This is a genomic window from Promicromonospora sukumoe 327MFSha3.1 (assembly GCF_000385135.1).
GTDB classification, from domain to species: Bacteria; Actinomycetota; Actinomycetes; order Actinomycetales; family Cellulomonadaceae; genus Promicromonospora; species Promicromonospora sukumoe_B.
Genome location: NZ_ARQM01000011.1, coordinates 932,815 through 953,236, shown reverse-complemented (window position 1 = coordinate 953,236; position 20,422 = coordinate 932,815). Strand labels below are relative to the sequence as shown.

General features: G+C 73.2%; 17 protein-coding genes. 1 reads left to right on the top strand and 16 read right to left on the bottom strand.

All coding sequences use genetic code 11. The features are described from left to right. Nucleotides 1–61: 61 nt before the first annotated feature. The 13 genes from H291_RS0117955 to H291_RS0117895 all read right to left on the bottom strand — a co-directional run bounded on the left by H291_RS0117955 (nucleotide 62) and on the right by H291_RS0117895 (nucleotide 12,516). Nucleotides 62–808 carry an SDR family NAD(P)-dependent oxidoreductase gene (locus tag H291_RS0117955; protein ID WP_020016394.1) on the bottom strand — a complete coding sequence of 249 codons (747 nt, stop codon included), beginning with the start codon at nucleotides 806–808 and terminating at the stop codon, nucleotides 62–64. Then, the gene (locus H291_RS0117950; RefSeq protein ID WP_020016393.1) at nucleotides 805–1,674 is read right to left on the bottom strand and encodes a fumarylacetoacetate hydrolase family protein; all 870 of its coding nucleotides are present in this window, start codon (nucleotides 1,672–1,674) and stop codon (nucleotides 805–807) included. The genes H291_RS0117955 and H291_RS0117950 overlap by 4 nt, the downstream gene beginning before the upstream one ends. Continuing rightward, a complete protein-coding gene (locus H291_RS0117945) occupies nucleotides 1,671–2,579 on the bottom strand; it encodes an amidohydrolase family protein (protein ID WP_020016392.1) in 909 nt (302 codons plus the stop codon). Before H291_RS0117945 ends, H291_RS0117950 begins: the two co-directional genes overlap by 4 nt. Nucleotides 2,580–2,582: 3 nt before the next feature. Next, nucleotides 2,583–3,080 (bottom strand): RbsD/FucU domain-containing protein, encoded by a 498-nt coding sequence (locus H291_RS0117940; RefSeq protein WP_020016391.1) that lies wholly within the window; start codon nucleotides 3,078–3,080, stop codon nucleotides 2,583–2,585. Then, entirely contained in the window at nucleotides 3,077–4,027 is a 951-nt protein-coding gene (locus H291_RS0117935) for a ribokinase (RefSeq protein ID WP_020016390.1), read from the bottom strand. The genes H291_RS0117940 and H291_RS0117935 overlap by 4 nt, the downstream gene beginning before the upstream one ends. After that, the gene (gene deoC, locus H291_RS0117930; RefSeq protein ID WP_020016389.1) at nucleotides 4,017–4,721 is read right to left on the bottom strand and encodes a deoxyribose-phosphate aldolase; all 705 of its coding nucleotides are present in this window, start codon (nucleotides 4,719–4,721) and stop codon (nucleotides 4,017–4,019) included. The genes H291_RS0117935 and deoC overlap by 11 nt, the downstream gene beginning before the upstream one ends. A 57-nt stretch (nucleotides 4,722–4,778) precedes the next feature. Beyond that, nucleotides 4,779–5,621, bottom strand: a complete 843-nt coding sequence (locus H291_RS0117925; RefSeq protein ID WP_020016388.1) for a carbohydrate ABC transporter permease — start codon at nucleotides 5,619–5,621, stop codon at nucleotides 4,779–4,781. Continuing rightward, nucleotides 5,618–6,532: a carbohydrate ABC transporter permease gene (locus tag H291_RS0117920; protein ID WP_020016387.1), complete on the bottom strand. Its 915-nt coding sequence runs from the start codon at nucleotides 6,530–6,532 to the stop codon at nucleotides 5,618–5,620. The genes H291_RS0117925 and H291_RS0117920 overlap by 4 nt, the downstream gene beginning before the upstream one ends. A 1-nt stretch (nucleotide 6,533) precedes the next feature. Then, entirely contained in the window at nucleotides 6,534–7,811 is a 1,278-nt protein-coding gene (locus tag H291_RS30670; protein WP_051109516.1) for an ABC transporter substrate-binding protein, read from the bottom strand. A gap of 107 nt (nucleotides 7,812–7,918) precedes the next feature. Continuing rightward, nucleotides 7,919–9,388 carry a hypothetical protein gene (locus tag H291_RS0117910; RefSeq protein WP_020016385.1) on the bottom strand — a complete coding sequence of 490 codons (1,470 nt, stop codon included), beginning with the start codon at nucleotides 9,386–9,388 and terminating at the stop codon, nucleotides 7,919–7,921. After that, nucleotides 9,385–10,383, bottom strand: coding sequence for an aldo/keto reductase (locus H291_RS0117905; protein WP_020016384.1), 999 nt, complete (start codon nucleotides 10,381–10,383; stop codon nucleotides 9,385–9,387). The genes H291_RS0117910 and H291_RS0117905 overlap by 4 nt, the downstream gene beginning before the upstream one ends. Continuing rightward, complete coding sequence (locus tag H291_RS0117900) at nucleotides 10,376–11,386, bottom strand: hydroxyacid dehydrogenase (protein ID WP_020016383.1); 1,011 nt, start codon at nucleotides 11,384–11,386, stop codon at nucleotides 10,376–10,378. The genes H291_RS0117905 and H291_RS0117900 overlap by 8 nt, the downstream gene beginning before the upstream one ends. 41 nt (nucleotides 11,387–11,427) lie before the next feature. After that, the gene (locus H291_RS0117895; RefSeq protein WP_232216093.1) at nucleotides 11,428–12,516 is read right to left on the bottom strand and encodes an enolase C-terminal domain-like protein; all 1,089 of its coding nucleotides are present in this window, start codon (nucleotides 12,514–12,516) and stop codon (nucleotides 11,428–11,430) included. Between the two features lie 164 nt (nucleotides 12,517–12,680). Here H291_RS0117895 and H291_RS0117890 point away from each other — a divergent pair, with 164 nt between their 5' ends. Continuing rightward, a complete protein-coding gene (locus H291_RS0117890; RefSeq protein ID WP_020016381.1) occupies nucleotides 12,681–13,418 on the top strand; it encodes a FadR/GntR family transcriptional regulator in 738 nt (245 codons plus the stop codon). A gap of 64 nt (nucleotides 13,419–13,482) precedes the next feature. On the opposite strand, the gene H291_RS0117885 is transcribed toward H291_RS0117890, so the two are convergent. The 3 genes from H291_RS0117885 to H291_RS0117875 all read right to left on the bottom strand — a co-directional run bounded on the left by H291_RS0117885 (nucleotide 13,483) and on the right by H291_RS0117875 (nucleotide 20,382). Next, nucleotides 13,483–16,110, bottom strand: coding sequence for a right-handed parallel beta-helix repeat-containing protein (locus H291_RS0117885; RefSeq protein WP_157237137.1), 2,628 nt, complete (start codon nucleotides 16,108–16,110; stop codon nucleotides 13,483–13,485). 138 nt (nucleotides 16,111–16,248) lie between these two features. Beyond that, nucleotides 16,249–18,546, bottom strand: coding sequence for an MSCRAMM family protein (locus tag H291_RS0117880; protein ID WP_232216092.1), 2,298 nt, complete (start codon nucleotides 18,544–18,546; stop codon nucleotides 16,249–16,251). A gap of 147 nt (nucleotides 18,547–18,693) precedes the next feature. Continuing rightward, nucleotides 18,694–20,382, bottom strand: a complete 1,689-nt coding sequence (locus H291_RS0117875) for an FAD-dependent oxidoreductase (RefSeq protein WP_020016378.1) — start codon at nucleotides 20,380–20,382, stop codon at nucleotides 18,694–18,696. Between the last annotated feature and the right edge of the window lie 40 nt (nucleotides 20,383–20,422).

The window sequence follows — 20,422 nt, the reverse complement described above, 5'->3', positions numbered from 1 at the left end:
CTAACCCGCGTGGTCCCCGGCGCAGCGCCGGGGACCGGCCGCCGAGACGTCACGCGAGACGTCACGCGGGCCGGACCCGCAGCGAGTGCATCCCGCCGTCCACCGCGATCGTCGTGCCCGTGGTCGACGCCGCCTGCGGGCTCGCCAGGTACGCGACCGCCTCGGCGACCTCGTCCGCGGAGACGAGGCGGCCGTGCGGCTGCCGCGCCTCCAGGGCCGCGCGCTCGGCCGCGGGGTCGTCGGCGCGCGCCAGGAGGCGCCCCACCCAGGGGGTGTCCACGGTGCCGGGGTTCACGGCGTTGACCCGGATGCCCTCGCGCACGTGGTCCGCGGCCATGGCCTGGGTCAGCGCCAGCACGGCGCCCTTGCTGGCGCTGTACAGCGCGCGCTGGGGCAGCCCGGCCGTCGCGGCGATCGAGCACGTGTTGACGATCGCGGCGGACGGCGAGCGCCGCAGCAGCGGCAGCGCGGCCCGGGTGGTGCGCGCGATGCCCACCACGTTCAGGTCGAGCACCCGCAGCCACTCCTCGTCGGGGTTGTCGGCCACGGTGCCCTGCGCGCCGATGCCCGCGTTGTTGACCAGCACGTCGAGCCGGCCGAACTCCTTCTCGACGGCGGCCGTCGCGGCCTCGACGGAGGCGGCGTCGGTCACGTCGACCGGCAGGGCGAGGTCGGCGTCGGCCGCTTCGGGGTCGACGTCGAACACCGCGACCCGGGCCCCGCCCGCGCGCAGCCGGCGCACGATCGCGGCGCCGATGCCGGAGGACCCGCCCGTGACCACGGCGACGAGGCCGTCGAAGGCGGTCATGCGCGCACCTCCGGCTCCCACGCGACGTACTCCTGGCGCTGGCGGCCCAGGCCCTCGATCTCGAGCGACACGACGTCGCCCGGGCTCAGGTACGGGAACCGGCCCGACAGCGCGACGCCCTCGGGCGTGCCGGTCAGCAGCACGTCGCCGGGCTCCAGGGCCAGGTACTGGCTGAGGGTGTGCACCAGCACGTCGACGCCGAAGATCAGGTCGGCCGTGGACGAGTCCTGGCGCGGCTCGCCGTTGACGAAGGAGCGCAGCCGCAGCCCGGTGCCGGCGCCGTCCACCTCGTCGGGCGTGACCAGCCACGGGCCGAGCGGCGTGAAGCCGGGGGCGTTCTTGCCCTTGGACCACTGGCCGCCGGACTCCTCGATCTGCCACGCGCGCTCGGACAGGTCGTTGGCCACGGTGTACCCGGCGATCACGTCGCGCGCCTGCTCGGGCGAGTCGAGGTAGCTCGCGCGGCGGCCGATCACCACCGCGAGCTCCACCTCCCAGTCCGTCTTGCGGCTGCCCCGCGGGATGGTGACGGCGTCGTCCGGCCCGGCCACGGTGTTCGGCGTCTTGAGGAAGATCACCGGGCGCTCCGGCGGGGCGGAGCCGGACTCCGCGGCGTGCGCCGCGTAGTTCATGCCCACGCAGACGACGGCGGACGGCCGGGCCACGGGGGCGCCGAACCGCACGCCGTCCACGTCGACCTCGGCCAGCGTCCCGGCCGCCAGGGCAGCGCGGGTGCGCGCCACGCCGTCGGCGGCGAGGAAGGCGCCGTCGAGGTCCGCCGTGAGCGGGCTCAGGTCCCGCCAGCCGTCGCCGTCGTGCACCACGGGACGCTCCTGGCCGGGGGTTCCGATCCGGGCGAACTTCATCCTTGCTCCTCTTCTTGCCGGGGTTCTTCGGTGGCGGAGGCGGGCAGGCCGTACGCGCGCCGCGCCGTGCCGTGCCAGATCGCCTCCTGCTCGGCCGGCGCCAGGCCGGCCAGGAGGCCGGACAGCGACTCGACCCACGTGTCGTAGCGGGCGGCCAGCAGGCTGACCGGCCAGTCGGAGCCGAACATGAGCCGGTCCGGACCGAAGGCGGCGAGCGCGTGCTCGACGGCGGGCCGCAGGCCCTCCGCGGACCACCCGGTCCAGGACGCCTCGGTAACCAGGCCGGACAGCTTGGCCGTCACGTTCGGCGAGGCCGCGACGGCGTCGATCGCCGCGGCCCAGCCGGCGAGGTCGCCGCCGGTGGTGGGGTCGTCGCCGGCGAGCGGCGGCTTGCCCAGGTGGTCCAGCACGAACGGCACCTCGGGCAGCTCGCGGACCAGCCGCGCGACGGCGGGGAGCTGGTCGTGCCGGGTCACCAGGTCGAGCGCCAGACCGGCGGCGGCCACCGCCCGCATGCCCCGGCGCAGGTCGGCGCCGTCCAGGTAGGCGGGGTCGTGCTCCGCCTGGACCATCGACCGGACGCCCACCAGGTGCGCGCCGCCCGGCCCGGACCGCAGCCGGGCCAGGGCTCCGGCGACGTCGGGGGCCGTCAGGTCCACCCAGCCCACGACGCCCTGCACCACCGGGGTGCGGGCCGCGAGGGCCAGCAGGTCGACGGTCTCGGCCTCGACCTGCACCGACTGGACCACGACGGTGCCCGTCACGCCCTGGCCGGCCAGCGCCGCGGCCAGGTCGTCCGGCGTGAAGTCGGCGTCGATGGCCGCCATGCCCACCGGGTCGATCCAGTCCTGCGGCGTCCGCGAGCGCACCCACAGGTGGTGGTGCGCGTCGATCCTCTGCGTCATGGCTCAGCCCAGGTCGGGGCGGACGGCCTCGGAGATGAGGCGGCGCCGCTCGACGTACGCGGGCAGGATCGTCACCTCGTCGTCGTCGAACCACTCGAACGGGGCCGTCGAGGCGACGAGCGCGAAGTTGGCCCAGGGCTCGAACGAGCCCGAGCGCACCACGACCTTGGCGCGCGGGGCCCACTGCTCGATGAGCGCCTCGTGCGTGGTGCCGTGGAACGTGGCCCCGGAGCCGGTGAAGATGTCCTGCACCTCGCCGTACAGGCGTGGGTGGTGCGTCTTGAGCTCGGTGGCGAAGTGCGCCTCCTCGAAGAACGTCGAGTCCAGCAGCGCCCGCAGCACCGACTGCACGTCGAGCTGCCCGCGGGTCAGCGCGAGGTCGACCCGGTTGGCCCCGGCGGGGATGGGGAAGCCCGCGTCGGTGACCAGCACCACGTCGGTGTGCCCCAGCGTGGCCAGGCCCCGGGCCAGCTCCGGGTGCAGGATCCGTCCAGCTCTCATCGTCGCGCCTCCGTGGTCGTCTCGGTAGTGGTCAGGAATGCCTCGACCGTGGCCCGGTCCCGGTAGGACGGGACGGTCTCCCAGTGCTCGCAGCACAGTGCGGCGACCGTACCGGCGAAGCCCGCGGCGGCGGGCAGGTCGCGGCCCTCGCCGAGGGCCACGGCCAGGGCTGCGTTGAAGCTGTCGCCCGCGCCGTTCGAGTCGACGACGTCGACGCGCACCGGCGGCACCTCGACGGTGCCGTCGGCGGTGACGACCAGCGCGCCGGCCTCACCGAGCGTGACCACCACGGCGCGCGGGCCGAGGGCCAGCAGGCGCCGGCCCAGCTCGGCGGGCGGCGTGGCGTCGTCGGGCGCGAGACCGAGGGTCGCCTTGGCCTCGTGCTCGTTCGGCGTCAGCACGTCCACGCAGGTCAGGTCGGTCCCGCGCAGGTCGACCGCGGGTGCGGGGTTCAGGATCGTGGTGACCCCGGCCGCGCGCGCCACGGCGAGCGCGTGCAGGGCGGTGGCCGGCGGGATCTCGAGCTGGGCGAGCGCGACGTGGGCGCCGCCCAGCGCCCCGGCGGCCGCGTCGACGTCGGCCGGGGAGAAGCTGTCGTTCGCCCCCGGGTCGACGACGATGACGTTGCGGCCCGCCGTGTCCTTGACGATGAAGCCGACGCCGGTCGACTCCCCCGGCGCGACGCGCAGCCCGACCGGGTCGACGCCCTCCTGCGCGAGGAGCTCGCGGAACTCGACCCCGTAGACGTCGTCGCCGACGACGCCGAGGTAGGACACCGCGGCGCCCAGCCGGGCGGCCTGGACCGCCATGTCGGAGCCCTTGCCGCCGAACGTCCCGCGGAAGTCGCGGCCCATCAGGGTCTCGCCGGGCGCCGGGATGCGGTCCGCCGTCATCACCAGCGCCTTGGCGTAGCTGCCGACGACGGCGACGCGGGCCTCAGTAGGCATCCGGGTCCCCCACGAGGCCGTCGACGATCGCCGGGCCCGAGCTGGTGCCGACCAGCTCGGCGCCGGCCTCGAACAGCGACCGCATCTTCTCCAGCGTGTTGACCTTGCCGGACACCTTGACCCGGCACGGCGGCTCGATGTTCTCGGCGAGCAGGCGCACGTCGTGCTCGGTGGCCACCAGGCCGCCCTTGCCCCAGCCCGACGACTGCTTGACCCAGTCCACGCCCGCCTCGTACGCGATCCGGGTGGCCTTCACCTTGAGCTCGTCGGTCTCCAGGAAGCCGAACTCCAGCATCGCCTTGACCTTGACGCCCTCGGCGTGGGCCACGGCCACGATCTCCGTGATGTCCTGGGCGTACAGGTCCTCGTCGCCGCCGATCAGCAGCCCGGGGTGCGGCGGGAAGTCGAACTCGTCGACGCCCTCGGCGACCAGGGAGCGCAGGGCGGCCAGGCGCATCTTCAGGGTGTCGTTGGCCATCGGGAAGTTGAGCGTGGAGGCCACGCGCACGCCCGTGCCGGCCAGCACGTCCTTGGCGAGCGAGACCCAGTAGGGCGCGATCATCGCGGCGTCGAAGCCGTACTCGGCGCAGGTCTCGACGTGCTTGACGAGGTCGGCCCGGGTGAGGTCCGGGTTGACGTTCGTGTACTGGATCGCCTGGGCGACCTGCTTGGAGTCGGTGAAGTCGACGGTCATTCGGGTCTCCTTGGTACGGGTGGTGCGCGGGTGCTCGGGTGTGCGGGGGCGGGACGCTCAGCCCTTGACGGCGCCGGCCGAGAGGCCGCCCATGATGTGCCGCTGCATGAGCACGAAGATCAGCAGGATGGGCACCACGGCGAGCAGCAGGGTGGGGAAGACGATCTCGTAGTTGGTCGTGTAGGTGGACACCGCGGCGTACACACCGGTGGTGATGGTCCGGAACTGCGAGCCGGGCCCGAGGATGAGCTGCGGGCTCACGAAGTCGTTCCAGGCGCTCAGCGCGTTGAGGATGAACGCGGTGGCCACGATGGGCCGCATGAGCGGGAACACGATGGTCCACAGGATGCGCTGGCGGCCCGCGCCGTCGATCGAGGCGGCCTCGTCGAGCGAGCGGGGCAGCATCCGGATGTACCCGCTGAAGATGAACAGCGTGAACGGGATCATCGTGGACGACATGAACAGCACCAGGCCCGGCAGCGTGCCCATCAGCCCGAGGGCCTTGAGCACGAAGATGGCCGGGACCAGGATGATCTGCGCCGGCACGAACATGCCCGCGACGAAGAAGAACAGCAGGAACCGGAACAGCGGCGTGGGCGTGCGGGCGATCGTGTACGCGGCCGGGACGGACGCCCCGATCGCCACCACGTTGCAGGCCAGCACCAGGAACAGCGTGACGGCATAGCCCTCGACCACCGGGAAGCTCGTGTTCTGCCACGCGGCCGCGATGTGGTCGGTGGTCAGGGTGGCCAGGTCGAACCCGAGCGGGGACAGCAGGATCTCCTGCTGCGGCTTGAAGGCGTTGACCACCATGATGTACATCGGCACGAGCATGGCGATCGAGAGCACGGCGACGAGGCCGACGCGGAACGCCGTGCGGATCGGTGTGGTGCGCGTCATCCGACGGCCTCCGCTCCTTCTTCGGCCCGCCTGCGGAGCGCGATGATCGTGAAAGACAGGATTCCGGCCACGACGACCAGCAGGACGGCCTGCGCGCACGCGAGGCCCACCTTGTTGTTGGCGAACGAGACCGCGAGGATCTCGTACGCCCAGGTCTGCGTGGCGTCGCCGGGCCCGCCGTTGGTCAGGCCCAGCACCACGTCGTAGACCTTGAGCAGCGACAGGATCGACGTGACGATCGTGACCGTCACGGTCGGCGCGAGCGCCGGCCAGGTGACGTGCCGGAACACCTGGGGGCCGTTCGCGCCGTCGAGCCGCGCGGCCTCCTGGAGCTCCGGGGAGACGGCCTGCAGGCCCGCCAGGTACAGCACGAGCTGGACGCCGAACTGCGCCCACACGATCACGCCGACGAGGGTCACCAGCGCCCAGTCCGGGTCCGCCAGGAACGGCAGCGTGGACTGCCCGGCGTTCTCCAGCAGGTTGTTCACGGCGCCCTGCGGGCCCAGGATCGCCTGCCAGAGGAACCCCACGATCAGGGCGGACAGCACGTGCGGGTAGAACATCACGGCGCGCGCGAAGGTGTTGAACGCCGTCGTGCGGCGCAGCAGCATCGCGATACCGAGGGCGGCGCCGTTCACGAGGAAGGCGCCGACCACGGCGATCACGAGCGTCACCCACGCCGCCGGGCGCAGGTCGCCGATGGGGTCGGCGATGATCCGCGCGTAGTTCTCCCAGCCCACCCAGGTGGGCGCCTGGCTCGGGATGCCGTTGTACTGCGTGAAGGAGTAGTAGACGGCGTACCCGACCGGCACCACCGTCAGCCCGGTGTAGACGACGGCGGCCGGGAGGGTCATCAGCCCGTTCGCGAGACCGCTGAGGAGCCCTCGCCGGGTGGTCGTGGTGCGAGCCATGTCAGCCGAGCTTCTCCGCCTCGTACCAGGCGGTCAGGTCGCCGGCGACGTCGGCCGGGGAACGGCCCTGCCACAGGCCCTGGACGAGCTCGGTGAACTTGGGGTTGAACCCGGCCACCGGCAGCGCGTAGTCACCGACGGTCTGGTTGCCCGGCACGACGTACGACGGCGCGGCGTCGGACAGCTCCTGCACCATGCCCGCGTACTCGTTGCTGCTGGGCTCCAGGCCCTCGCGGCTGAAGCTGTCCATCTCGGCCTGGGCGGCGATGGCGGCCTCGTCCGTGGTCAGGTACTCGACCAGCGCGGTGGCGCCGTCCGGGTTGGCCGTGCCCTTCCACACCATGTACGGGAAGGCCAGGGTGGCGCCCATGGGTCCGGGCGCGTCAGCGGCGTCGTCGACCGGCGGGGCGAACACGCCCACCTCGAAGTCGGGCGGGGAGGCCGCGAGCGTGGTGCTGAACCAGGAGCCCATCGGGTAGATGCCCACGTCGCCCGCGATGAAGTTGGCCTCCTGCGTGCCGCTGTCGGTCGCGACGTCGTCGGCGGTCGTGTATCCCGCGTCGATCCAGTCGGTGACGTGCTCGAACACCGGCTGGAACTGGTCGCCGAGGGTGGACGAGCCGTCCGCCACGCTCTGCTGCCAGCCCGGCGTGGTGACGTTCTGCTGCGGGTGCCAGATCTCCTGGACCTGGACGCCGGTGGCCCAGTCCGAGGCGAAGGCGATGGGGGTGGCCACGTCCTTCGCGGCCAGGGCGGCGAGGGCGTCGTCGAGCTCGTCCCAGGTGGTCGGCGGCTCGGTGATGCCGGCCTCCGCGAAGAGGTCCGCGTTGTAGTACATGAGCGACTGCGCCTGCATGCCGACGCCGACCACGTTGATCGTGCCGTCCGTCGAGTACAGGTCGGCCATCGGGGTGCCGGAGGCCCAGTCGTACTCGGTCAGGTCGAGCACCTCGGGGGCCGTGTCGGGACCGGGCACGATCGACTCGATGACGTCGGGGGCGGTGCCCGCCGCGAGCAGCGAGGGGAAGGACTCGGCGACCGACTGGCCGCTGGGGCCCTCGATCTTGACGTCGATCCCACTCTCGTCCTCGAACGGCTTGACGAGCTCCTCCCACTTGGCCTGCGTGAGGTTGTCCGTGATGTTCACGAGCATGCGGATCGAGCCGTCGCCGGCCGCGTCGCCGCTGCCGCCCTCCGAGCCGCAGGCCGCGAGCGCGAGGACCGGGGTCATGCCGAGCACCACGGCACCGCGCGCGCGGCGCAGGAACGTAGTTGACATCTTTGTCTCCCTACCTTGGGGGTCCGAGCCGTACCCGGTCTCGGGCTTGGCTAGTTGTAATACATACTACATGTGCAAAGTCACGTGCAAGGGTGCACGTGACGGGTTCACGCGCCGCGCACGTGGCCCCGGTACGGCAGCTCGCCGAGCACCGACACGTCGGTCTCCCGGGTCGAGTCGTCGAGCCGGTAGATGCCGTCGTCCGCCACGAAGAAGTGCGGCGCCTCGGCCAGCTCCAGCTCCTGCGGGAGCGGCTCCTTGTCGGTCCAGGCGAAGAACGAGCGCCCGAAGGTGTCCCGGTCCTTGCGCCCGAAGATGCTGAGGTCGCCCGCGGTCTCGGGGCTCAGGATCGCCCAGTGGGCGCCGTCCTCGACCCAGTAGGCCCGGTCGGAGAGCAGCACGGACCGCCGGTCGGGATCGGCGAACACCTCGGCCCAGAACGAGTCGTGCGTGCTCACGTGCCGCACCAGGAACATCAGGTCGTGGGCGTGCCACGCCGTGCTCGGCGCGACGTCGGCCTCGTTGTGCCAGCCCGTGGCCGACGCGAAGTAGCCGGCCGGCGTCTGGTAGTGCGCGTAGGTGGCCAGGCACGCGTCGACGAACCGGCCGAGCTCGGGGTTGCTCACCTCGGCGAGGATCTCGTCGATCCCGTAGAGGCTCAGCCCCATGCCCGCGATCAGCATGGGCGTGGTGGTGCGCAGCACCGTGTCCCCGCGGACGTACCAGTAGCGGTGGTAGCGGGTGCAGCCGCGCTCGTCCACCCACGCCGACCGCGCCACGTGCAGGCCGAGGCGGACCGCCTCGTCGAGCAGGTCGCGGCGGCCGAACCGCCGCGACCCGAGCACGAGCGGCACCATCATCAGCCCGTAGTACTCGGCCGGCTCCAGGATGCCGCCGCCCGCCCGGTCGGTGGGCTGCCGGTACGCGCCGGAGCTCTCCTCGTCGGGCACGCCGGGCGCGGCGCTGAGCCGCACCAGGGTGTCGAGGTCCTCCTCGAGCTCGTCCGCGTAGCGGTCGTCGCCGGACAGCTCCGTGTACCGGAGCTTGGCCCAGACCCGGGCGTACTCCTGGTTCACGGTGCCCTCGGGCGTGGGCCGGCCGCCGCCGTAGACGCGGCACGCCTCCAGGTTGGCCGCCACGGCGCGCAGCACCTCCGCGACCTCGGCGGGCTCCAGCAGGTGCCCGGCGTGCCGCAGGCCCTCCAGCAGCCCGATGCAGCCCGCCATGTTGTGGATGAGTCCGGCGGTGGCCGACTCCCCCACCTGGAAGCCGATGTGCTTGAACTGCCCGTCGTCCTGGACGGTGCGGGCCTGGAAGAGCATCATCCGGCGCCACAGGTCGAGCCCGCGCTCGTCGGGGTGCCTGGCCAGCGCCTCGGCGAACGCCGCCGTCGCGGGTGCCGAGAACGCCTGGTGCCCGCTGGTGAAGTCGATGAACGTGGCCGGGTTGGTGCCCCACACGCTGTGGTTGTGGAAGCCCCTGATCTGGCCCTCCGCGCCCACCCAGGTGCGCATCCAGCGGGCGAGCGCGGTCACCTTCGGTGCCGTCGCGGGCCCCGCGGCGTGATGGGTGGTCATGACGTGCTCCGTCCTGTGGGTGATGAGAGGTGCGGCACCAGGCCGAGGCGGTCGAGCTCGTCCCAGAGCCCGGCCGGCACGTCGCGGGCGATCCGCTCGGCGGACGTCGTCACGTGCTCGGCGGTACGCATGCCCAGGACCACCGACGCCACGGCGGAGTGCCGCAGCGCGAACCGGGCCGCCAGGTCGGGGACCGTGACGCCGTACCGTTCGGCGACGTCCGCGATGCGGTGCACCCGGGCGACGAGGTCGCCGGGCGCCTCCGCGTAGTCGAACCGCGCGCCGGGCCGCGGGCGCGGGTTCGCCAGCAGCCCCGAGTTGTAGACGGCGGCCGCGACCACGGACACCCCGCGCCCGACGGCGGCGGGCAGCAGGTCGGCCACGGCCGTGTGGTCCACGAGGGTGAACCGCCCGGCGCACATGACGACGTCGACGTCGGTCTCGCGGACGAACCGCGCGAGCATCGCCGACTGGTTCATGCCCGCGCCGACCGCGGAGACCACGCCCTGGTCGCGCAGCTCCACGAGGGCCTGGACGCCGCCCGTGGACGCCTGCTCCCAGTGGTCGTCGGGATCGTGCAGGTAGACGACGTCGACCCGGTCCAGCCCGAGGCGGTCCAGGCTGCCCTCGAGCGAGCGCAGCACGCCGTCGCGCGAGAAGTCCCACTCCCGCCGGTACGCGGCCGGGACGGCGAACCCGCCGTCGTCCGTGAGGTGCGCACGCTCCGGCGTGGGCACGAGGGCCCGCCCCACCTTGGTCGAGACGACGTACTCGTCGCGCGGGCGGCCCGCGAGCGCGGCGCCCAGCCGCCGCTCGGACAGGCCGAGGCCGTAGTGCGGGGCGGTGTCGAAGTAGCGGACGCCGGCGGCCCAGGCGGCGTCGACGGCGTCGCGCGCCTCCTGGTCGGTGGTCTCGCGGTAGAGGTTGCCGAGCTGCGCGGCGCCGAAGCCGAGCTCGGTCAGCCGCGTGCCGGTGCGCAGGGTGTGCTCACGCATGTGGTGCTCCCGTCGGCAGGATCTCCGGGTGGGCGAACGGCAGCCCGGCGGCGTACCGCTCGGCCTCGGCCGCGAGGTGGTCGCCCATGCGGTGCAGCTCGCCGCCCGCCGACCCGGCGATGTGCGGCGTGAGCACCACGTTCGGCAGGTCCCAGAGCTCGCTGTCGGCGGCCGGGGGCTCGGGCTCGGTCACGTCGAGCACCGCGTCGATCCGGCCGGTGCGCAGCTCGGCCAGCAGCGCGGCCTCGTCGACGACGGCGCCGCGCGCGGTGTTGACCAGCGTCGCGCCGTCAGGCAGCAGGGCCAGGACGCGGGCATCGATCTGGCCGACCGTCTCCGGGAGCACCGGCTGGTGCAGCGACAGCACGTCGCTCCGCGCCGCGACCTCGTCCAGGGTGCCGTACCGGGCGCCCAGCGCGGCCGCGCTGGTCTCGTCCAGCTCCGGGCTGTACACCAGGACGTCGAGGTCGAACGGGCGCAGCAGCTCGATCACGCGGCGCCCGACCTGGGAGGCGCCCACGATGCCGACGGTGCGGCGGTAGTTGCCGAGGTCGGCCCGCTCGTCGGCGCGGTCGGGCAGCCGCCGGGTCGCGCGGTAGGACCGCTCGGCGGCCCAGGCGCGCTTGTTGGCCAGCAGGATCGCCGCGAGCGTGTACTCGGCCACGGGCACGGCGTTGACGGCGCGCGCGTTCGCGGCGACCAGGCCCCGGGCGGCGTGCGCCGCGGGGTCGTCGAGGCAGGTGCTCGCGACGCCCCCGGCGTAGACGACGGCGCGCAGGTTCGGGGCGTCCTCGACGCCGATCCGGGGCGCGCCCCAGCCCGCGAGCAGCACCTCGGCGTCGGCGAGCAGCCGGCGCGCGGCCTCGGACCCGGTCTCGGTGACCACCTGCTCGACGTCGACGTCGAGCACGGCGGTGATCCGGGCGAGGGCGTCCGGCGTGAAGATCTGGCCCACGAGGGACGGCGGCCCGAAGGCGAGGACCGCGCGGGGGCGCTGGGTCATGGGGTGGTCATCCTCCTTGGCTGGACCGGGGGCAGGAATGGTCAGGGACGGCGCGGGGCGAGCCGCAGGCCGGCGTCGGCGGGGCGCACGTGCGGCCCGGCGGGGGCGGACCACGCCCCCGACTCCCGCTGCGCGGCGATGAGCGCCTCGTCGACCTCGATGCCCAGCCCCGGCGACCTGCCGAGAAGTATCCCGCCGTCGGTGAACTCCTGGTCCACGATCAGCCCCACCGGCGCCTCGAGGTCCTGGACCTCGGTGACGAGGTGGTTCGGCACGGCAGCGGCCGCGTGCGCCACCGGGTTGGCGTCGTACGCCACCGGGCTCACGGGCAGGTCCTTGCCCAGGGCCAGCACGGACACCCGCAGGAAGTGGGTGATGCCCCAGACGCTGCCGGCCTGCACCACGGTCACGGCGTCCTGGTCGAGGAGCTGCCGGTACTGCTCCAGGCCGGTGAGGTTCTCGCCGGTGGCGACGGCGGCCTGCACGCCCGCCACGACCGCACGGTGCCCCGGCACGTCCCAGCGCCGCACGGGCTCCTCGATCCAGGTCAGGTCCACCTGTTCCTCGACCTGGCGCGCGAGCCGGACCGCCTGGTGCCGGCCCCAGGACTCGTTCACGTCGTACATCATGGCGGGCTGGTCGCTGTTGACGCGCAGCACGTCGCGTACCGCGGCCAGCCGCTTGGCGTCGCGGTTCACGTCGAGGCCGCCCTTGACCTTGGCGCCCGTGTAGCCGCGCTCGGCCCACTGCTCGTAGAGGCCGACCAGCTCGTCGTCGCCGAGCCCGTACTCCAGGCCCGAGGCGTACCCGCGCACGAACCGGTCGTCGGCGCCGAGGGTCTGCCACAGCGGCTCGTCGGCCATCTTGGCCTTGAGGTCCCACAGGGCCATGTCGAGCGCGCCGATGGTGCCGAACGTGGCGCCGTTGTGCCCGGACTTGAACACGAACGCGAGCATCCGGTCGTACAGCGCGGTCACGGCCCGCGGGTCCTGCCCGTCCAGGGCGGGGAACACCCGCGCGATGTCGCCGTGGGCCCCGAGGCCGACGCCGGTCAGCCCGCCGTCGGTCTCGACCAGGACGATCGGCACCTCGGTCACGCCACCGGCCACCACGCCGTTCACATCGCCCACGGGACGACCCCAGCGGTGAATCGTCGTCAGGCTCCGGTACCCGGTGATTCGCATCGTGCTCCACATCGTCGTCGAGACAGCACGCTCGCGACGCTCCGCCAGCATGTCATTCATAACTTATGATACGAGTGACGATAGTACAACACTCGACTACCCTCGGTCTGATGAACTCGACGCCCGCGGCCGGTGCCGCAGTACCCCGCCCGCAGCGGCACCGTCCCCCGCTCGCCGCGGCTGTCGTCAAGAGCCTGGTCACGGCCATCGTCGTCGGCGACTACGCGCCCGGGTCGGCACTGCCGCCGGCCGGCGTGCTGTGCGAGCAGTACGAGGTGAGCCGCACGGTGATCCGTGAGGCCACGACCACCCTGGCCGAGAAGGGGCTCGTCGCGACGCGCCAGGGCTGGGGCACCGTGGTGCTGGACCAGGACCAGTGGAGCCTCCTGGACCCCCTGGTGCTGGACGCGCTGTTCCAGCGCGAGGACCGGCTGGTCTACCTCGACAACCTCGTCCAGGTCCGCGCCACGCTGGAGTGCGCCATGGCGGAGCGCGCGGCCGGCCTGCTGGACGCGCCGCAGCGCGCGGCGCTGACGGCCAAGGCCGAGGAGCTCGCCGGGCTGATGGACGACCCGACCGCCTACGCGGCGGCCGACGTCGAGTTCCACGAGCTGATCCACCGCGCCTCGCAGGACGCGTTCGGCCGGGCGATCGTCTCGAACATCCAGGGCAAGGCCCTGCACACACCGCAGTACAGCGGGCACCCCACGCGCGAGGACCTCGAGCTGACGCACGAGCAGCACACCCACATCCTGGCGGCGCTGCTCGCGGGCGACGCGGAGGCGGCGTCGGCCGCGATGCGCGACCACATCACGGGCAGCTGGGCCCGCCGCCGCCCGGCGGAGTGACCCGAGCGCCGGACGTCCGCCCCGTCCCGCGAGCGAGCAGGGCGAACATCCGGCACCCACCGGGTCAGGGGGCGGCCTGGAGGCGGTTCCACTCCTCGACCCACGCCTGGCCGAACGCTTCCGCGACCGTCCCGGTCGTCGAGAACTGGAGCGTCTCCTCGTCCAGGCCCGCCTCGGCCAGGGACGCCGGGCGGACGACGTTCGTGCCCACCTTGTCGCTCCACCGCGCCAGGCCGTAGGTCTCGGCCGGGGCCGAGAACGTGGCCGAGCCGGCCGCGTAGTCCCCGCCGCCGATCACCACCGAGTGGTCGATCTCGATGCGCGACGGCGCGTACAGCGAGTCGGCGCTGTTCCACACCGTGGCCCGGCTGCACCCGTTGGTGGCGTCGGTCGCGTAGTCCGCGGTCGTGCAGGCCAGCCCGGTCGCGGTGACCCGGGGCACGTACCAGTCGGCGATCTCCGGGTACACGATCGGGGTGCCGTCGGAGTAGGTGTGCTCCCCGCTCGTGTAGTGGTCGTGCCAGGTCGCCACGGTCTGCGGCGTCGCGCTGTACTTCTCGCCCGGCCGCACGTCGAGGAACGTGTTGAACCGGCTGTGCACCACCCAGGCGTTCGACACCGGCAGGGACTTCTCGCCCTTCTGGTGGTACATCATGTCGTGGCCGGTACGGTCGACGTCGACGAAGACGTTGTCGTTGGCCGTGTTGCTGTGCCCCGACTGGAAGAACACGCCGGAGTGCGCGCCCTGCACCACGTTGTGGTGGAACCGCATGCCCGAGGCGCCGTCGTCCATGTAGAACGCGTCGTTCGAGCCGCCGATCTTCTCGAAGTGGTTGTAGGCCACCTCGTTGCCGAGGAACGTGTAGTCGCGGCCCGTGTAGACCACGCCCTGGTCGCCCGCGTTCTTCACCAGGTCGTAGAAGTGGTTGTGGTTCACCCTCATGTCGTTGCCCATGATCTGGACCGCCATGTGCGGGGCGTCGTGCACGTAGTTGTGCTCGAACGTGTTGCCGACGCCGTACAGGTACCCGGCGGGCGTGTACGTCGCGAGCTTCGAGAACCGCGCGATCTCGTTGTACCGCGCCACGTTGTCGCCGCGCTCCAGCGTGGCGCGGTCGCCGCCGCCGAGCAGCACGCCGCCCCCGCCCAGGTCGTGCAGGTACGAGTTCCGCACCACGTTGCCGTGCCCGCCCTGGAAGGTCTGGTAGTCGGGCATCGCCGTGATGGTGTCGGCGGGCCGCCCGATCCGGACGGCGTCCATGCTCACGTTCGAGATCTCGACGTCGTCGATCAGGGTGTCGACGGCGTCGAGGAGCTGCACGCCGCTGACGAGCGAGCCGGTCATGCCGAGCCCCCGCAGGGTGACGCCGGTGGTGCCCTCCAGGTGGAAGAAGTTCTTGTCGAAGGCCATCAGCGAGATGTCCTTGCCCTCGACCGAGCCGCCCTCGGGCAGGTAGTAGAGCACGTCGTGGCCGTCGTACCGATCGATGTAGTACTCGCCGGCCGCGTCCATCTCGGACAGCACGTTGACGACCTTGACCTTGGTCCACTCGTCCTGCGGGATGTACATCGAGGGGTACTTGGCGTAGAGCCGGTCCTCGTCCCACGACAGCAGCCGCACCATGTCGTTGGCGTAGTTGTTGCCGAGGTAGCCGGACAGCCAGGCCTCGGTCTCGTACCGCGTGCTGTCGATGTCCTCGATCCACCGCGGATCGAGCTGCACCGGCACGTCGGAGTACTCCGCGAGGCCGCGCCCGCCCAGGTCGTCCACGACGGGCTCGGCCTGCGGCGCCCAGCGCTGGTAGCGGTCGCCCTCGGCCGCGCGCCCGCCCACCGTGAAGATCGACGGCGTCATGGTGCGCATCTGCTCGGGCGTCCACGAGCCGCGCTCGTCCGGGTCGGCCAGCGTCTGCTTCTTGTCCTCGAACTGGCCGCGCGGCGTGGTCCCGCTGCGCTCCCAGGCGCCCTGGGGCCCGAACCGGCCGAGCAGGTCCACGTTCATCAGGTCCTGCGGCCCGGCGGCGCCCCACTTGGCTCCGGTGCCCCACAGGTGGCACGCGGTGTCCTTGGTCTCGCAGGCGTTCCCGTTCGGGTACTCGGCGAGCGTCTGGGTGGCGCCGTCGACCACCAGCTCCGGGGCGAACGGCTGCTGCACCCAGTTGAAGCCGTTCTTGTACAGCGTGCCCGGGTCGATGCCCTGCGCACCCAGGTCGTAGACCCAGACGCCGTCGCGCAGCTCCGGGCTGTCCAGCCGGCTGTTCGCCGCGTACTGCGGCTGGGCGAGCTCGTCGGCGCCCAGGTCGGTCAGCCGCTGCCACCCGCCGGCGGGCAGCTCGTGCGTGCCCGTGATGGTCACCTGCTCGTCGCGGAAGGCGGCGTACGTGACCCACGAGTTCTCGGGGCCCGACAGGGCGACCGTGTCGTCGAGCACGTACTCGCCGCCCCGCACCCAGACCGTGCCCCGGTGCTGGGCGGAGGTACGGCCCGCGAGCGCGTCGCGGGCCGCGGCGATCGTCTTGAACGGGGCGCCCCGGGTGCCCGGGTTCGCGTCGTCGCCGTCGGACGCCGAGACGTACACCACCAGCCGCCCGTGCCCCGGGGCCGCCGGCAGCGCCGACGCGGGAGCGCCCGCACCGAGCGCCGCGCCCACCGTGAGTGCCAGGGTGACGGCCACCGCGCGCAGCCTTGTCACCGGATGGATCCTTCTCGTCATCGAGAGACTCCCTCGTCGTGTGTCGTGCTCCCCGTCGCCCGGACGGCAGCACCGACTCAGCGAGGGAACATGTATGACATGTGCACACTAGAGGGAGTTCTCGGGTCCCCGCAAGGCTCAGCTCCGGCGGCGTGACCCCCGGACCATCGCGACGCCCGCGGCCACGAGCACGCCGGCCGCCAGCGTCACCGAGCCGACGGTCGCGCCCGTGGCGGCCAGGTCGCCGGGCTCCGCCGGGTCCGGCTCGGGGCCGGCCGACGGGTCGGTGCCCGGTCCGGGGTTCGGGGCCTGCGCGGCGTTGGCGAGCACGAAGTCGAGGCCGGTCACCTCGGCGTCGGCCACCTCGAAGGTGATACGCCCCTCGCCGTCCACGACGTACCCCTCCCCGGGGTGCACGACGGCGGTGTACGTGCCGGCGGGCAGCCGGGTGCGCCAGGCGCCGTCGTCGTCCGCCTTCGTGGCGGCGACCGGCGTGCCGTCGGCATCCGTGACCGTCACCCGGGTGCCGGGCACGGGCGCGCCCCCGGCGTGGGTGACCGTGCCGCCGGCCGGCTGCCCCTGGGGCTCGACGGGGCCGTTGACCAGGGCGAAGTCCTCCTGCAGCAGGTCCTCGCCGGCGCTGGTGACGGTGACGGACCGCTCGACGACCTCGGCCGTGTACCCCTCGGGCAGCGTGACGACGATCGTGTAGTCGCCCGGCGGCAGGTCGCCCACGAAGTACCCGCCCACGTCGTCGGTGACGAGCGTGACCGGGCCGTCCGGGCCGGTCACCGTGACGGTCGTGCCGGCCACGGGCTCCCCCGCGTCGTCGGCCACGGTGCCGCCGATCGCCCCGGGGTGCGACAGGCCGAAGTCGACGTCGGTCACGTCGTCCGCGCCGACCGTGACGTCCCGCGTGGCGGGGCCGTCGGCGCGGTAGCCGTCGGGCACGGTGATCCGGACCGCGTGGTCGCCGGCGGGCACCTCGTCGAACCGGTAGGTGCCGTCGGCGTCGGTCGTGGTGCTGACGCTCCCGCCCGGCCCCTCGCGCGTGACGACGACGCCGGCGACGGGCTCCCCGCCCACGGTCACCGTGCCGGAGAGCGACGCGGGCGCCCGGACGACGAAGTCGTTGCCGGTACTGGCCTCCTCCTGGCCCACCCGCACCGTGACGGGGTCCGGCGACGAGCCGACGGCGAAGCCCTCGGGCAGGTCGCTCAGCGAGAAGGTGTACTCCTGCGGGCGGTCGTTCTCGGCGTCCCAGGCCACGTGGTCGATCAGGTACTCGCCGGTCGAGCTGGTCACGGCCGTGAGCGGCACGCCGCCGCCGACCGGGGTGAGGGTCACGGTCGCCCCGCGCACGGGCTCGCCGTCGTCGGTCAGGACCGTACCGCTCACGGCCACGGGGGCGACGTCGCGCGCCGCGAGGTCGACGCCGGTGGCGTCGGCGTCGCCGAGGTCGACGTCCTCGACCGTCCGCTCACCGTACGGGACGAGACCGTACGGGTGGTCGTCGTCGGCCTCGGGCAGGGTGGTCAGCTCCACGGCGTACCCGTCCGCGGCGGTGTAGCCGGGGAAGGCGTACTGGCCGCTCTCGTCCGACGTGGTCGTGGCGAGCTGGGCGCCGTCCGGGCCGAACAGCGTGAGCTTCGCGCCCGGCAGCACGCCCTGCGGGGCGCCGGCCCCGTCGACGAGGTTCACGGTCCCGGAGATGTCGCGCGCCAGCGAGGCGAACCACGTCTGGTAGACGGGGAACCCGCTGCGCTGGAAGAACTGGACGGTGAGCGACTTGATCGGCGTCGTCGGCTGGAACCAGCCCGCGGCGCCCGAGGTGTCGTTCGCGTCCGGGTTGCCGAGCAGCTCGCCGGTGGCCGGGTCCCAGGCGGGCACGTCCGCCGGGTCCCCCGTGCACGACGGCGACCCCGCGCCCGAGCAGTAGTTGAAGCCGCCCTGGAAGCCGAGCTCCGCGCCCGCGAGCTCCCGGCCGTCCACGCCGAGCGCGGTCACCACCGCGCGGTCCGCGTCGATGTCGCCGAGCACGAACGCCCAGCCGCCGGGCGGCGTGGCGCGCTCGAAGGTGTAGGTGGTGGTCGACGGCGAGGAGGGCCGGTCGGCCTGCGGCCGCAGGTTGAGGTACTGCTGGTCGCGGCTCGACCCGTAGACCTCGCCGGGCGGGGTGGCCGCGGCGAGCCAGGAGGACGCCCCCGAGATCACGCCGACGCCGCCGCGCGAGTCGGAGGTCACCGTCGCCTCCGGGAAGCCCTTCGCCGGGAGCCGCACGCTCGTGGACCAGTCCCCGGCCGAACCGGACAACGGGTCCCACTCGGCCCAGCCGGCGGTGGTCTCCGCCGAGGCCGACATCGCCGGAATGACAGCGCCGATCGCGACGAGAACCGCCGTCGCGAGCGCGCTCATGCCCCCTGCAGTGCGCTTCACGCTCGACACGTTATGAGACAAGCGGTCTCAGCGCGCGAGGAGGTGCCACATCTTGAGCTCGGCAGTTGGCATTGAGATCGGTCCAGGGATGGACCGATCTCAATGCCGAGTGCCGAGTCTGCGAGGCAAACTGCCGGCCTCCCCGCCTCAGGCGCCGAACTCGCGGGCCCGCAGGCGCGCCAGGTGGGCGTGGACCAGCGGCAGCACCGAGGCGCCCTCGCCGCTCGCCGAGGCGACGCGCTTCATCGACCCCGCGCGCACGTCGCCGACCGCGAAGACGCCCGGCACCGTGGTCTCGAGGCTCGCCGGCGGCTGGCCGTCGACCCAGGCCTCGCGGGGCACGTCCCGGCCGGTCAGCACGAAGCCGCGCTCGTCGAGCGCCACGCCCTCGGGCAGCCAGGCGCAGTCGGGCTCGGCCCCGAGCAGGCAGAACAGGCCGTCGGCGGAGGTCTTGGCCGACTCGCCCGTGTCCAGGTCCTCCAGCCGCAGCCACTGCAGCCAGCCCTCCCCGCCGCCGTCGGCCACGACGGTCCGGGTGCGCACCTGGATGGTGGGCGTCGCCTCGATCTCGCGCACCAGGTAGTCGGACATGGTCTCGGCGAGGCTCGCGCGGCGCACCAGGATGGTCACCGCGCCCGCGAACTTGGCGAGGTGCACGGCGGCCTGCCCCGCGGAGTTGCCGCCGCCCACCACGAAGACGTCGCGGTCCTGCATCTCGCGCGCCATCGAGGTGGCCGCGCCGTAGTACACCCCGGCGCCCACGAGATCCTCGACGCTCGGCACACCGAGCCGCCGGTAGGTCACGCCCGTCGCGAGCACCACGGTGCGGGCGCAGAGCTGCGCGCCGCGGACGTGCACGTGCTGGTGCTCGGGCTCGTGCGGCGGGCCCGGCTCGATCCGGACCGTGGAGCGCCCCGTGAAGAACCGCGCGCCGAACCGGCTGGCCTGGATGCGGGACCGCTGCGCCAACCGCATGCCCGAGATCCCGCGCGGGAACCCGAGGTAGTTCCGGATCATCGAGCTCGACCCGGCCTGGCCGCCGATCGCGTCGCGCTCCAGCACCACCGTGGCCAGCCCCTCGGACGCCGCGTACACCGCCGTGGCCAGGCCCGCCGGCCCGGCGCCGACGATCGCGACGTCCGCGATCACGCCCTCGGGGATCGAGTCGAACCCGCCGTAGATCGCCTCGGTGACGGCGGCCGGGGTCGCCGCGGACAGCGCCTGGCCCCGGAACGTGCTGACCACGGGCAGCTCGGCCCCCGGGCCGGCGGCCTCGAGGATCGCCTGCGCGTCGTCGTCGTCCGGCTCGAGGGAGCGGTAGGGGAAGCCGAGGCGCTCCAGGAGGTCCCGGATCGCCGCGGCATTCCGGTCGCCCGGCCCCGCCACCAGGTCCGTCACCGTGACGACGGGGCGGCCGACCGACCAGCCCCACTCGGAGAGCAGCTCGATCAGCGCGGTGTGGAACTCCTCGTCGCGCGGCCCGCGCGGGAGGATGACGTAGGTGTCCAGCTCCCGGCGCGTCATCGCCTCGCGCAGCTCGTCCAGGCTGTCGTTGAAGTACTCGAACGGGACGAGCGAGACCCGCCGGGAGGTCGCGACGACCGCGGGGAGCTGGTGCAGCAGCTCGATCGCCGTGCCGTCGGGCAGGTGGTGCTCGGCGGCGACCATCGCGACCTGCGCGCCCTCGCCGACGAGCTCCCGGGCCCGGTCGAGGCACGCGGCCACGCCGCCGGTCAGCTCGATCCGGTAGTCGCGGTCATACCGGGCGCGGAACTCCTGCTCGACGACGTCGGCGTGCTCGCCGCCTGCCAGCAGGATGACTGGCCTGTCGTCCATGGCGCCCAGCGTAGACGGTGGTCCCGCGCCCCGGACCCGC